The organism is Buchnera aphidicola (Cinara curtihirsuta), from assembly GCF_900698895.1.
GTDB lineage: Bacteria > Pseudomonadota > Gammaproteobacteria > Enterobacterales > Enterobacteriaceae > Buchnera_F > Buchnera_F aphidicola_AX.
Window position 1 is genome coordinate 46,543 of the sequence record NZ_LR217700.1, and the last position, 14,218, is coordinate 60,760.

Annotated in this window: 17 protein-coding genes and 2 tRNA genes; 13 read left to right on the forward strand and 6 right to left on the reverse strand. The window is 18.9% G+C overall.

Going from position 1 to position 14,218, the window contains the following annotated elements; all coding sequences use genetic code 11:
* Window positions 1-4 precede the first annotated feature (4 nt).
* Window positions 5-1,780, forward strand: coding sequence for an NAD-dependent DNA ligase LigA (gene ligA, locus BUCICURT3053_RS00200; RefSeq protein ID WP_232037235.1), 1,776 nt, complete (start codon window positions 5-7; stop codon window positions 1,778-1,780).
* A 26-nt stretch (window positions 1,781-1,806) separates the two neighbouring features.
* On the opposite strand, the gene BUCICURT3053_RS00205 is transcribed toward ligA, so the two are convergent.
* Window positions 1,807-1,879 (reverse strand) — tRNA-Lys (locus BUCICURT3053_RS00205).
* 13 nt (window positions 1,880-1,892) lie between these two features.
* A tRNA-Val gene (locus BUCICURT3053_RS00210) sits at window positions 1,893-1,965 on the reverse strand.
* A 153-nt stretch (window positions 1,966-2,118) separates the two neighbouring features.
* Here BUCICURT3053_RS00210 and gltX point away from each other — a divergent pair.
* Complete coding sequence (gene gltX, locus BUCICURT3053_RS00215; RefSeq protein WP_154061026.1) at window positions 2,119-3,537, forward strand: glutamate--tRNA ligase; 1,419 nt, start codon at window positions 2,119-2,121, stop codon at window positions 3,535-3,537.
* Between the two features lie 250 nt (window positions 3,538-3,787).
* On the opposite strand, the gene BUCICURT3053_RS00220 is transcribed toward gltX, so the two are convergent.
* The gene (locus BUCICURT3053_RS00220) at window positions 3,788-4,069 is read right to left on the reverse strand and encodes a flagellar hook-basal body complex protein FliE (RefSeq protein WP_154061027.1); all 282 of its coding nucleotides are present in this window, start codon (window positions 4,067-4,069) and stop codon (window positions 3,788-3,790) included.
* 161 nt (window positions 4,070-4,230) lie between these two features.
* On the opposite strand from BUCICURT3053_RS00220, the gene fliF reads away from it, so the two are divergent.
* The 11 genes from fliF (at window position 4,231) to BUCICURT3053_RS00275 (ending at window position 12,855) form a co-directional block, all read left to right on the forward strand.
* Window positions 4,231-5,757 carry a flagellar basal-body MS-ring/collar protein FliF gene (gene fliF, locus BUCICURT3053_RS00225; RefSeq protein ID WP_154061028.1) on the forward strand — a complete coding sequence of 509 codons (1,527 nt, stop codon included), beginning with the start codon at window positions 4,231-4,233 and terminating at the stop codon, window positions 5,755-5,757.
* Window positions 5,739-6,734 carry a FliG C-terminal domain-containing protein gene (locus tag BUCICURT3053_RS00230; RefSeq protein ID WP_154061029.1) on the forward strand — a complete coding sequence of 332 codons (996 nt, stop codon included), beginning with the start codon at window positions 5,739-5,741 and terminating at the stop codon, window positions 6,732-6,734. The genes fliF and BUCICURT3053_RS00230 overlap by 19 nt, the downstream gene beginning before the upstream one ends.
* Before the next feature lie 10 nt (window positions 6,735-6,744).
* Window positions 6,745-7,428: a FliH/SctL family protein gene (locus BUCICURT3053_RS00235; protein ID WP_154061030.1), complete on the forward strand. Its 684-nt coding sequence runs from the start codon at window positions 6,745-6,747 to the stop codon at window positions 7,426-7,428.
* Between the two features lie 5 nt (window positions 7,429-7,433).
* A complete protein-coding gene (locus BUCICURT3053_RS00240) occupies window positions 7,434-8,810 on the forward strand; it encodes a FliI/YscN family ATPase (RefSeq protein WP_154061031.1) in 1,377 nt (458 codons plus the stop codon).
* 93 nt (window positions 8,811-8,903) lie between these two features.
* A complete protein-coding gene (locus tag BUCICURT3053_RS00245; RefSeq protein ID WP_154061032.1) occupies window positions 8,904-9,287 on the forward strand; it encodes a hypothetical protein in 384 nt (127 codons plus the stop codon).
* A gap of 435 nt (window positions 9,288-9,722) precedes the next feature.
* Window positions 9,723-10,055 carry a hypothetical protein gene (locus BUCICURT3053_RS00250; protein WP_154061033.1) on the forward strand — a complete coding sequence of 111 codons (333 nt, stop codon included), beginning with the start codon at window positions 9,723-9,725 and terminating at the stop codon, window positions 10,053-10,055.
* Between the two features lie 129 nt (window positions 10,056-10,184).
* Entirely contained in the window at window positions 10,185-10,571 is a 387-nt protein-coding gene (gene fliN / locus BUCICURT3053_RS00255; protein ID WP_154061034.1) for a flagellar motor switch protein FliN, read from the forward strand.
* Between the two features lie 40 nt (window positions 10,572-10,611).
* Window positions 10,612-11,016: a flagellar biosynthetic protein FliO gene (locus BUCICURT3053_RS00260; protein WP_154061035.1), complete on the forward strand. Its 405-nt coding sequence runs from the start codon at window positions 10,612-10,614 to the stop codon at window positions 11,014-11,016.
* A 10-nt stretch (window positions 11,017-11,026) separates the two neighbouring features.
* The gene (gene fliP, locus BUCICURT3053_RS00265; protein WP_154061036.1) at window positions 11,027-11,758 is read left to right on the forward strand and encodes a flagellar type III secretion system pore protein FliP; all 732 of its coding nucleotides are present in this window, start codon (window positions 11,027-11,029) and stop codon (window positions 11,756-11,758) included.
* 36 nt (window positions 11,759-11,794) lie between these two features.
* The gene (locus tag BUCICURT3053_RS00270; protein WP_154029117.1) at window positions 11,795-12,061 is read left to right on the forward strand and encodes a flagellar biosynthetic protein FliQ; all 267 of its coding nucleotides are present in this window, start codon (window positions 11,795-11,797) and stop codon (window positions 12,059-12,061) included.
* A gap of 65 nt (window positions 12,062-12,126) precedes the next feature.
* Window positions 12,127-12,855, forward strand: a complete 729-nt coding sequence (locus BUCICURT3053_RS00275) for a flagellar biosynthetic protein FliR (RefSeq protein WP_172598435.1) — start codon at window positions 12,127-12,129, stop codon at window positions 12,853-12,855.
* 162 nt (window positions 12,856-13,017) lie between these two features.
* On the opposite strand, the gene rpmG is transcribed toward BUCICURT3053_RS00275, so the two are convergent.
* The 3 genes from rpmG to ppa all read right to left on the reverse strand — a co-directional run bounded on the left by rpmG (window position 13,018) and on the right by ppa (window position 14,053).
* Window positions 13,018-13,185, reverse strand: a complete 168-nt coding sequence (rpmG, locus tag BUCICURT3053_RS00280; protein WP_154061038.1) for a 50S ribosomal protein L33 — start codon at window positions 13,183-13,185, stop codon at window positions 13,018-13,020.
* A 12-nt stretch (window positions 13,186-13,197) separates the two neighbouring features.
* The gene (gene rpmB / locus BUCICURT3053_RS00285; RefSeq protein WP_154029120.1) at window positions 13,198-13,419 is read right to left on the reverse strand and encodes a 50S ribosomal protein L28; all 222 of its coding nucleotides are present in this window, start codon (window positions 13,417-13,419) and stop codon (window positions 13,198-13,200) included.
* An 82-nt stretch (window positions 13,420-13,501) separates the two neighbouring features.
* Entirely contained in the window at window positions 13,502-14,053 is a 552-nt protein-coding gene (ppa, locus tag BUCICURT3053_RS00290) for an inorganic diphosphatase (protein WP_154061039.1), read from the reverse strand.
* Window positions 14,054-14,218: the final 165 nt, after the last annotated feature.

The following is a 14,218-nucleotide window of genomic DNA, read 5'->3' on the forward strand; positions in this document are numbered from 1 at the left end:
ATATATGATTAAATCAATTTATGATAAAATTATAGAATTACGTTTACAATTAAGATATCATAATTATATGTATTATACTTTAGATTCTCCTATAATATCAGATTCTATATATGATGAATTATGTATTCAATTAATTAAATTAGAAAAAGAATACGGGCAAAAAAAATCATTTGATATATCAGATCGTCTTTTAAATCAAATCGGTGGAAAAAAATTATATGTTTTTTCTGAATATATTCACAAAACTCCAATGTTATCATTAAATAGTACTAATGATATTTCTGATATAATTTATTTTGATAAAAAAATAAAAAAATACTTAAAAAATACAGATAACATTAAATATTATTGTGATTTTAAATTTGATGGATTAGCTGTTAATTTATTTTATGAAAATGGCTTGTTAGTATCAGCTTCTACACGTGGAGACGGCAAAATAGGAGAAGATATTACTAAAAATGTTTTTACAATTTCTTCTATACCAAAGGAAATAAAGGGAAATGATTTTCCTAAAAAAATAGAAATACGTGGAGAAGTTTTTATGACAAAATCTGATTTTTTTATTTTAAATAAATCTAGAATTTCTAGTAATAAGAAAATATTTTCTAATCCTCGTAATGCTGCTGCTGGTTCTTTGCGTCAATTAGATTATAAAATTACTAAGCAAAGAAAATTGATGTTTTTTGTTTATGGTTATGGGTTATTTCATTATAAAAAAAAGATTAATAGTCATTATGAACGATTAATAAAAATAAAAGAATGGGGTTTTCCATTAAATAAAGATTTTTTGTTATCTGGCTGTATTAATAAAATTATCAATTTTTATAATATAGTTAATATTCGTAGATCCAAATTAAATTTTGAAATAGACGGAATTGTTGTAAAAGTCGATTCTATTTTTTTACAGGAAAAATTAGGTTATGTAGAAAAGTATCCTCGTTGGTCTATTGCTTTAAAATTTCCTTCTTTTGATGTAGAAACAAGAATTACAGGTGTATCTTTTCAAATTGGTCGAACAGGAGTTATTACCCCTATTGCTCATTTTATACCTATAAATATTGGGGGAGTTACTATTAGTAAAGCATCCTTACATAATATTGGAATAATTAAAAAATTAGATTTACATATTAATGATTTTATTCTTGTATACCGCGCTGGAGAAGTTATCCCTAAAATTAGAAAAGTTATAATAAGTAAAAGGGATAAATCAATTAAAAAAATTATTTTTCCACTTAACTGTTTATCTTGTGGGACTAAATTATTATATTCTACAAATTTAGTTTCTTATTTTTGTCCTAATGATTTTTTATGTCCAGATCAAAATTTAAAAAAATTAATTTATTTTTCTTCAAAAAATTGTTTGAAAATTAAAGGACTTGGTCCAAAAAATATTGTTAAATTAGTAAATTACGGTTACTTAAATACTCCAGTAGATTTTTTTAATTTAAATATTAATTATTTACAGAAAATATCTGGATTAGGTAAAAAATTATCTAATAAAATTATTGAAAATATTAATTTTTCTAAAAATGTTAGTTTAGATAAATTTATTTGTTCTTTAGGAATTTTATATGTAGGAAATTCTATTTCTAGACTTTTATCTAATTATTTTATGTCTATTGAAAAATTTTTATATACAGATTATTTGACATTATTAAAAATAAAAGGTATTGGTACAAATATTGCAAATTCTATAATTAAATTTATACAAAAAAAAAACAATAAAAAAATTATTTTAAATTTAATTCAAATATTGAATATTTTTTTTATATCTAAATAAAATAGATAATTAATTAAATATTTTTTTGGGTCGTGCAGGATTTGAACCTGCGACCAATTGATTAAAAGTCAACTGCTCTACCAACTGAGCTAACGACCCTAATATTTATTTATGGGTGATGACGGACTTGAACCGCCGGCCCTCTCCGTGTAAAGGAGAAGCTCTACCAACTGAGCTAATCACCCTTTTTCTATTATATATTGTAAAGCAGATATATTATGAGTCAATATATATTTTACATATATTTGTTTATTTGGTTAAAAAATATACAATTATTAGAATATATTTATTGTTGTGAATATTTATAGTAATTATTATTATTAAACTTGAGTATATTTATGAAAATTAAAACTAGATTTTCTCCTAGTCCAACCGGACTATTACATATTGGTGGTTTACGAACTGCTTTATATTCATGGCTGTTTGCGCGTAAAAATAACGGAACATTTATTCTGCGTATTGAAGATACTGATATAAAAAGAGTAAATGATAATTCTATTAAAGACATTTTATATGTTTTAAATTACCTGGGTTTATTTTGGGATAAAGAGCCTTTTTATCAAAGTAATCGATTAAAGATATATAAAGATATAATATCATCTATGTTAAAAAATAATATTGCATATAAATGTTATTGTTCACAGGATCGATTAAATAAATTAAGAAAAAATCAAATTTTAAATAAACAAAAACCAAAATATGATAGAAAATGTAGATATAAAAATTCTTGTATTAAAAAATTTAATATTCCGTATGTTGTTCGATTTAAAAATCCTACTTCTGGATTAGTTAAATTTACAGATATGATTCGAGGAGAAATATGTATTTCTAATAAAGAATTAGACGATTTAATTATTCAGAGATCTAATGGTATGCCAACATACAATTTTTGTGTGGTTGTTGATGACTGGAAAATGAATATAACACATATTATTAGAGGTGAAGATCATATTAATAACACTCCTAGACAAATTAATTTATTAAATGCTTTAAATGCAAGAATTCCGGTTTATGCCCATGTATCAATGATTTTGGATTCTGAAGGAAAAAAATTATCTAAAAGAAATCATGTAATGAGTGTTAGTAATTATATTCATAAAGGTTTCATACCAGAAGCGATATTAAATTATGTTTTAAGATTAGGATGGTCTTATAAAGATAAAGAGATCTTTACGATTAATGAAATGAAAAATTTATTTAATTTACAATCTCTTAGTAAATCTCCTAGTATTGTAAATGATAAAAAGCTTTTATGGTTAAATCACTATCATTTAAATAATCTTCCTTTTGAAAAAGTATATCAATATTTTATTATGTATACTCAAATAAAAAAAATTTTTTTAGATAAAAATATTGATATGAAAGGTTTAATAAAGGATTTTTTATGTCATCATAAAACTTTGCATGAATTTGCTTTATCCTATCGTTATTTTTATAAAGATATTAATTTATCAAAAATACTTGATATTCATGTGTATTGTAGTATTTTTAATTTAAAGATATTAAAATTTTTATATAAAAAATTTTTTTTATTAACCCAATGGAGTATATCAAATATTCTTTTATTAATAAACAAATCTATACTAAAGTTTAAAGTATGTTTTAAAGATATAGCAGTTTTAATTAGAATCAGTATTGCAGGTAAAAAAGATACACCTAATATTTCTTCTATAATTTTATATATTGGAAAGAATAAATTTTTATCTAGAATAAAAAATTTAATAAAATATATAGAATTAAAAATATTAGAGAAATAAATATATATTTATAGATAAATAATAATTTTTATTATTATATAAATAAATATAATAAATATTAAAAATAATATTTTTAAAAAAAATTATATGTTTATATATCAAATAATTATAAATATAATAACATGTTTATTATATTTAATGATATTAAACATATAATACATAAAAAATATTTTAAATAATATAAATTATATTTACAATTTTTTTAATAAAATATTTTAATAAGTATGATTAATTATTTTTTTAAATAAAATTAAACCGGCATATTCATTATTTCTTCATATGTTTTTATTATTTTATTATTAATTTGTATTAATATATTTATTTGTTTTTTTTTAAGTTCTATTTCTTTGATACTTACTTTTTTTTTAGAGATAATTTTATTATTTTTTTTTTGTATATTATTTTTAATATAAACTGGTTTTTTTAATATATTTTTGAATATTTTAATAAATTTTTTATTTTTCTTTTCATTTTTTATTTTTATAGGTTCTGCGAACTTTATAATTTTTTTTTGTATACGATTTATTTTCATAATATTTTTCCTATTTTAATATCTTATATTATATAATATAATTTTTATATTATAAATATAATTAATATACTTAAATTTTTTATATAATTAAAAATATTTTTTTTAAAATATAATTCTTAATAAATTAAGTATTATATCATAGTTATTTTGAGGGAAAAATTATGGATATTATTAATATGTTTTTTTTAAATATTAAAAAAAAATGGAATGATTTTTTAATTTATATATTTAATCAAATAAAATTCGTTTTTTTTATTCTGTTTTTTGTTTTTTTTATTTCTTTTTCTTTTTTTTTATGGTCTAAACAGGTTAATTATGTAGTATTATATACTAATCTTTCAGACGCAGATAGTAGATGGGTTATATCTAAATTAAAGAATATGCATATTTCATATCGTTTTTGTAATTTTTCTAGAACATTATTAGTACCTGAAAATAAATTGAACGAAATACGTTTTTCTTTAATAAATAATAATATTTTAAAAAAAAATTATGGTTTTGAATTATTAGATAAAGAAAAATTAGGTACGAGTCAATTTCGTGAGCATATTAATTATCATCGAGGATTAGAAGGTGAATTATCTAAAACTTTAGAACATATTTTTCCCATTCAACATGCTAGAGTACATTTAGTTTGTAAGAAAGATACTGATTTTTTTCGAGATGAACAAACTCCTTCTGCTTCGATAATTGTGACTTTGCTTCCAAATACTAGTTTAAAAAAAGAACAAATAGATTCTATTATATTATTAATTTCTGGCAGTGTTCCTGATTTATCCCCGGATAATATTGTTTTAGTTAATCATCTTGGAAATATTTTAAATAAATTTGATTTGAATAATACTAAATTTTTTAATGATAATCGATATAGAAATATTAATATATTAGAAGAGTATTACTGTGATTGTATTAGTAAAATTTTAATTCCAATATATGGATTAAAAAATTTTGTTGTACATGTTAAAGTAAATAAAAATAATAAAAATATTTTTGTAAATAAACCTAAAAAACAAAAAATACATTTAATTAACCCAAAATCACAACAATCAATAAATAATATTTTAGATATTTTTTCATCTAAAAGTAATTATTTTTTTAGTTTCAAAAATAAAATATTAGATTCTAATACAGTATTTACAAATAATAATATTTCTCTTTTAGGGTTTAAAGAATCAGATATTAAAAATTTAACTGTAACAATATTGATAAATTATAAAGAAAATAGTTCAGGTATATTGTCACCTTTATCTAAAAAAGAATTACAAGATATAGAAAATACAATTAAATTGGTAATAGATTTTTCTAGTAAAAGAGGTGATCATATTCATATAATGAATTATTTATTTTCTGATTCATCTAGTACTATTTTTTTTAATAAAAACTCTGTATATAATAATTTTAATCAATATTATAAAATATATATTTTTTTTGGAATATTAATTATTTTTTTGTTTTTTTATTTTCTATTTATGAAGGGTAAATTAATTAATAAAAAAAAATTTTTTTTAAATTCAAAAGATAATTTAAATAAACATAAAACAAGTAATTCTATAGGACATATAAATAAATCTGATCTTGATAAAATAGATAATGTAAATAAAAATGATTTTTTTATAAAAAAGGATTTTCTTCAGAAAAATCCAAAAATTATTGAACAAGTTATACGTTATTGGATAAAAAAGAAATGATGCATTTAAATGGTATACAAAAAAGTGCTTTATTGCTAATATCTATGGATATAGAAGATTCAGCTAGAGTTTTAAAATATTTTACTAAATCAGAAATTAAGAAATTTATTGATACAATAATATCGTTTGATATAAAAATTATAAAATATTCCGATATTGTAATTTATGAATTTTATGATTTATTAAAAAAAGATAAAATTTTTAATTTTGATTTAAGAACATATTTATTAAAAATTTTAGAAAAAACCATGAATACTGATAAAGCTTATAAATTATTAAAGGACAGTCTTATTAAAAGTTCTTTTTTAAAAAATATCTATAATTTAGAAAAATTAGGTTCAAAAAATATTTTTATATTAATAAAAAAAGAAAATTTAAATATTACTTCTTCTGTATTAATGTATATGAATACTAATTTATCTATAAAAATATTATCATTTTTTGATACAAAAAAAAGATTAGATATTTTAATGAAAATGCTTAATTTTTCAGGTTTAAATCGTTTTGGGTTTATTGAACTAAATAAAATAATTAATTTGTGGTTAAATACACATAAAATTTTTATTTTAGAAGAAGAAAGAATTAATAAAATAATAAATATTGTATCTTTTTTTAAAAAAAAAAATATAATTCAACTTGTAAAAAAAATAAATACCCCGTATATAAATATTTTGAATAAAATAATTAGTAAATATTTTAAATTTGAAAATATAATAAATATTGAAGATAGTAGTATTAAATTTATTATAAATAATACAGATATAGATAATTTATGTATTGTTTTGCATAACACAGATTATGCTATAAAAAATAAATTTATTTCTAATATGTCACATAAAAAATACGAATATTTTAAAAAAAATTCTTTTAAAAAAAAATTAATTTCTTTTGAAACAATATATTTAAAAAAAAATTTATTATTGAGAAATATCAAGAAATTTATAAAAGATAACAAAATTATTATAAAAGAAAAATAGGTTATAATATATGAAAAATATTTCAAAAGATAATTTATGGAAAAAATGGAAACCTAAAAATTTATCTAAAAAATTAGATTTAATACCTACTTCTAATTTTATTAAATATAAAAATTTATCATTTGTTGAAATTACTAAAGAAAAAGATAATAATACATCTTATTCTGATATATATCAAAAAAATTATAAAAATGGATTAACTGAGGGGTATAAAAAAGGATATATAGATGGATGGTTACAAGGGTGTTCTTTTTCAAATAATTACTTTTTGGAAAATAAAGATAAATGTATAGAAATGAAATATGCCGATTTATTAAATAAGTTTCGTATTGCTATATATCAGTTTAATAATAATTTTTCAAAACGTTTAATAAGAATTGTATTGCATATATCAAAAATTTTAGTAGATGATATTTTATCAGTTAATAAGAATTATATAATAAAAAAAATTGACAAATTAATTAAAACATCACATTATATTTTTAATAAATTACAGTTACATGTTCATCCAGATAATTATTATTTAATAATAAAAAAATTTGGAGTATTAATGAACACATATGGATGGACAGTTATTAAAAATAAAAAAATGAATATTAATGATTACCGAATTATTACTTCAGAAGGAGAAATAAATGCTTCAATTCAATCTTTTTGGGATAGAATTTATAGATCAGCTAATTTATTGGATTAGTAAATATGAATGATGTATTAAATAAATGGTTTAATAAAATTGATAAATTTGAAAAAAACATATCAATTTTTTCTTATGAATTATTTTTTGGTCGAGTAATAAGTGTAAATAATTTAATTATTGAAGCTACTGGTATATATTTACCTATAGGAAATTTTTGTTGGGTAGAACGTATATATAATAATAAATTATCTACTGTTTTATGTAAAATATTAGGTTTTAAAGAAAAAATCGTTTTTTTAATACCTATTCATAGATTAGATGGTATTTTTCCGGGAGCAAAAGTTTTTTCACAGTATAATTTTCAGAAACAAATAAACTCATATTTAAAATTTCCTTTTGGTTTTAAATTACTTGGAAGAGTACTTGATGGATTTGGTAATCCTTTAGATAATTTAGGTGACATTAAATCAAAAAAAATGTTATTTGATTTTTTCAAACCATCTATTAATCCATTAAAAAGAACTTTAATTACAGAAATTTTAGATACTGGTATTCGAGCTATTAATAGTTTATTAACTATTGGTAGAGGTCAAAGAATGGGTATATTTTCTCAAGCTGGAATTGGAAAAAGCATGCTTCTTGGTATGATATCTAGACATACTAACGCAGATATAATTATTATTTCTTTAGTTGGAGAAAGGGGAAGGGAAGTAAGAGAATTCATTAATAATACATTAGGAATTGAAAGTTTAAAAAAATCAGTTGTTATTGTATCTCCCGCAGATGTTTCTCCGATGTTTAAGATTCAATCTGTTCAATATGCCACATCTATTGCGGAATATTTTTGTAAAAAAAATAATCATGTACTACTAATAGTAGACTCACTTACACGATATGCTATGGCTTATAGAGAAATATCAAATTCTATGAATGAAATACCGGTTTTAAAGGGTTATCCAGCTTCTATTTTTTCGAATATTCCATATTTAATTGAACGAACAGGTAATATTAATAGTGAAGGATTTGGTTCAATTACTTCTTTTTATACTATTTTAACTGAAGGTGATGAACATAATGATCCTATATTAGACATAGCAAAATCTGTTTTAGATGGTCATATTATTTTATCAAATTTTTTATCAAAATCTGGTCATTACCCATCTATTGATATTGAAAAATCAATTAGTAGATCTATGCATTCTATTGTTGATCATGATCATCAGAAAAAATCTATTTATATTAAAAAATTAATTTCATGTTATTATTATCATCGTGATGTAATTAATTTAGGTATTTATTCTAAAGGAAATAATAAATTGTTAGATGACTCAATTAAGATATGGCCCTTTTTAGAAAAATTTTTGCAGCAAAATTTTTTAGAATGTTGTACATATGATCAATCTCTTTTAGAATTAACAGAATTATTAAAAAGAATTTAATATATTTAAGGTAATAAATATGAAATTTAATCTTTCTCATATATATATTTTAAAAAAAAAATAGAATTAGATATAAAAAAAAATATTTTTTCTATGGAAAGTTATAAGAATAAAAAAATAGAAATAAAAAGATATTTATTACAATTAAAGAAATATCAAGATCAATATAATTTTTTTTTGTATAAAAAGTTTATTTATGGTACTTTACAGTATATAATTAAACGTTATATAGAATTTTTATCAATGTTACAAAAGTTAATAATACAACAGAATACTTTAATAAATTATTTAAAAAAAAAAATTAAAGAAAAGTTTTTAGTATATAAAAAATTATATTCTAATTTAGAGCAATGGAAAAAATTAGAAATGCGTTTAAAAATTTATAAAAAGAAACGAAAAAGAATAGCGGAACAAAGTGAAGATAATATTATATGTTTGAATATTTATAATTATTTTTTGTATAATAAAAAAAAATAATTTATATTTATTTATTTATTTAATGAAATTATTTATTAAGTTATATGTGAAAATAATATGTTATTAAAAAAATATATACCTGCGTATATTTATATACAAAACAGAAAGTCTCATATTATATCTTTAAAATCTGACTATTTATTTAGAAAAATAGACAAAAAAATATTAAATCGTATAAATTTTTTAAATTTTATTTTAAAAAGAAATAAATCTTTTTATAAAAATTTTTTTTATGATTTTTTTTGTTTATTTAAGAAAAAATTTGAAAAGTTTTTTTCTTTTTGCGTTAATCTAAAACTTTTAGATAGTTATGTTAAATATAATAAAAAAAATTTTAATTTTAAATACTTTAATTACAAAGGAAAACAGTTTTTTTTAAATAATTATACTGATAGGTGTTTATTGCTTTTAAAAAATAATTTTTTTTATATTTTTATGAATTATTTTTTTGGTAATTATACATCTGATTTATATGAATGTGATAAAAATTTATATTTAAATAAAAATGAAATTAAAATTTTAAATATTTTATTTAAAAGAATTTTTGTAATTTTAAATAAAACTTTTTTAAAAAATATTAAAACATTTGTTATTAATGATTTTAAATATATTATAATAAATAAATTTTTATATAATCATTTTGTTAATCTATCTTATGTGTGTTTTGTTTTTAAAATAAATTTAAATAAAGTAATTAGTATATTAAAGATTTATATACCTATTAATGTTGTAGAACAATTTAAATATTTAAATGTTTTAAAAATTTAAAATTTTTAATAGAACATATAAATATATTTATTAATTTTTAAAATAATTTTCTTGTATTAATTGATATATTATATATATAATATTTAAACTATGTGAATATTAAAATTCACTTGTATTGAGAATAATTTTATGCATAAAAAAAATGAAAAATTTAAAAAAGATAGTGTACAGTCAATATCAAGTAAATTAAACTTAGAAGATAATATAAATAATATATATGATGACGATATAGTAAAAAAAAAAATAGAAAATATAGATTTTAACAAAAAAATTATTAATGATTTTTTTGTATATAAAAAATCAATTATATCAATTCCAGTTTCTGTTACTATAGAGTTAGGTAAAAAAAAAATTACTATTAAAGAATTATTAAAATTATCAAAAGGTTCTATTTTAGAATTAGAAGATAAAGTAGATGAACCATTAAATATATTTGTAAATAAAAATCTTGTTGCTTTAGGAGAATTAGTTGTTCATAATAAAAAATATGGTGTTCGAATAATAAAATTATTATGAAATTGATTTTAAGAAATTATTTTAATAATATGGATATTTTATGGAATTATATAGTTATATTCAATTTATCGATACATTTGATATAAAAGATAAAATATGGAATCAATATAACCAGGAAATTAGTTTAGGAAGAAAATATATTTATTGTTTTTTATTATTATATATATTATTTTTATTGATAACAAAATTTAAATTTTTTTTTAGGAAAAAAAGTAGTTCTGATACAATTTGTATTGTTGATAAAATTTATTTAAGTCCTACACAATATATTTGTATATTATACGTTAATAACGTTAAACTTTTATTAGGTGTAACTGAAAATTCGATTAATTTAATAAAAGAATTACCTCAAAATAAAATGTATATTGTAAAAAAAAAAAAAGAATATTCATTTTATTCTATTTTATTAAATATATTTCGACAATTTTGTGATTGGTTTAAATGAGGTGAAAATGATGTTTTTTAATACAAAATTTTTTTTATCTATTATTCCTGTTTTTTTATTAGAAAATATATCTAATAATACAGTGCATAACATTATTTCTAATGGATCTGATATATTAAATTTATCTATTCAATCTTCATTAATATTAACCTTTCTTAGTTTTTTTCCTGCTATTTTATTAATGACAACATGTTTTACTCGTATTATTATTGTTTTTAGCTTATTGAGGAGTGCTATAGGAACACCGTATTCTCCTCCTAATCAAGTATTGATTGGATTAACTTTATTTTTAACACTTTTTATTATGTTTCCAGTGTTAGATAAAATTTATAATAAAGCAATTATTCCTTTATATAAAAATGAGATTAATATTGATACTGCTATAGATAATATTACAAAACCTTTATGTCAGTTTATGTTAAAACAAACAAGAAAATCTGATATTTCTGTATTTTTAAATTTAGCTAAAATTTCTTTATCTAGTAATAAAGACAATATTCCTATTCAAGTTTTATTGCCTGCATTTATAATTAGTGAATTAAAAACTGCTTTTCAAATTGGTTTTATGATTTTTTTACCATTTTTAATTATTGATCTTGTTGTTGCGAGTATTTTAATGTCTTTAGGAATGATGATGGTACCGCCTTCTACTGTTTCTTTACCATTAAAATTAATATTATTTGTTTTGTCAGATGGTTGGAAATTATTAATATTATCTCTTTCAAAAAGTTTTTTTATATAAAATTTTTTAGATTATTAATTATTATGGATGAATATTATGAACCAAGAATTTTTAATTACATTATTTCAGGATTCTATTAAATTTGCTTTATTATTATCTTCACCGTGCTTGCTATCTGCGCTATTAAGCGGTGTTTTGATTAGTATTTTTCAATCATCTGTACAAATTAATGAACCAACATTTTCTTTTATACCAAAAATTATATCAGTATTTTTTTCTTTTATAGTATTTGGACCTTGGATGTTACAATTAACCCTTAATTATATAAAAAATATTTTTCATATAATATCACTTATTAATTAACAACAATGATAAACAATTTATTTTACCACTTTATTCCTGTAGTTACAAGTAAGATCGTATTAATAATGACTCGAATTTTTTCAGCATTAAATTATTCTAAAATATTTAATAACATGCATGTTAATATAACTACAAAAATTATTTTAGTTTATTTAATTAGCAATTTATTAACTCCGTTTATCTCTAATTTTCAGTATAGTATTTATACTATAGATTTTTTTGTTGTTTTATTTTATCAAGTATTAATAGGAATTATGATTGGTTTATTACTTCAGTTTTTGTCTGCTTGCATGATTTTTATTGGAGAAATTATTAGTTCTCAAATGGGTTTATCTTTTTCTGTTTTTTTTGATTTAGGTCGTGGATTTTATTCTATTGTTATATCACGTATATTAAATATTTTTTTTTTATTTTTGTTTTTTATATATAACGCTCATTTGAATTTAGTTGTTTTTTTAGTAAAAAGTTTTTATGTATTTCCTTTACATGAGAAATTTGTTGATCAAAATATTTTTTTTTCTATTATAAAATTTTTTGGTAATATTTTTATTAGCGGGATAAAAAGTATTTTACCTATCTTATTTTTTTTTTTAATTTTCTATATAGCGTTTATGATGTTTGATCGTTTATCACCTAATTCATCATTGTTTTCTTCTTTTGTAATCATTATTTTTATTTGTGGTTTAATTTTATTAAAATATTCTATTTGTCATTTATACTTTTTAGGTAAGTTTATTATTAAACACTTATTTAATTATTTAAAGGATTACATCATACAATACCTTTCTAATTAATTATATTTTTTATATATAAATATTTTGAAAATTTTAATTCATTCATATAAATAATATTTTTTGTATTGTAAAATGAAATATTTATAAAATATCATTTCTGGAGACCTGAGATAGATCTCCAGTAAAAAAATAAAATTATAAGTATTTGATTCTATTTTTTAATTATTTTATTTTCTTTTCTTCATACAAATAATGTCTTTTTAATATTGGATCATATTTTTTTAGTTTTAATTTATTAACTTGATTTCTTTTGTTTTTAGTAGTAGTGTAATAATGTTTACTTCCGCTTGTAGAAATTAATTTTATTTTAATTCTATTACTTTTAGCCATTTTTTTCTCTTTTTATATAATATATTTTTTATATATTTCTGAAATTCCAAATTTATTTATCATTCTTAATCCTTTCGCTGATATTCTTATTCTGACTGATTTTTTTTCTTCAGGAATCCAAAATTTATGATACTGTATATTTAAAGAAAATTTTTTTTTAGTAGCATTCATAGAATGTGAACGATTTTGTCCTAACATTGATTTTTTTTTAGTAATTTGACATATTTTTGACATATTTATCATCTCATATTTTTTTAAAAAATTAATATAAATTAAAGTCAAATATTTATTTATTAAAATATCATTTTTTTAAATTTTAATATTTTTTCTGAAACTTATTTTTTTTGTATCTATCAATTGAATTTTTAATTTCTAATTTTGCTTCTTTTGCTTTTTTCCATCCTTTTATTTTTACTGTTTTGTGTTTTTCTAATTTTTTATAATTTTTAAAAAAATGAATAATTTGTTTTTTTAATAATATAGATAATTGATCTATATCATGAATATTTATATATTCTTGTGTAATTTTTTTATGTGGAACAGCTATAATTTTTTGGTCTTCTCCTGATTCATCTTCCATATTTAATAATCCTATTGGATTACATCGAATTATTGATTTTGGTTGGAGAGGATAAGGAGTAGGTATTAATATATCTAGTGGATCTCCATCAAGAGAAAGAGTTTTATTAATAAATCCATAGTTACAAGGGTAAAACATAGCTGTAGGTATAAATCTGTCTACATATAACATAAAATAAGATTTATGTAATTCATATTTAACTGGACTAGAATAAGCTGGAATTTCAATAATTCCATATATGTCATCAGGAATATTTTTTCCTGCTGGTATTTGATTAAAATTTTTCATATTTTTGAATGTAATATTTTTTGAATATAAAAATTTATTTTTTAGAATAATAAATTTTTGGTTATAAAAATTTTTTAAGATATATGTTGATTATTTAATTTTATTTGTAGAAATTTATAACAATAGTATGTATATATGTAAATATTTATTAAAAATGAAAAATAA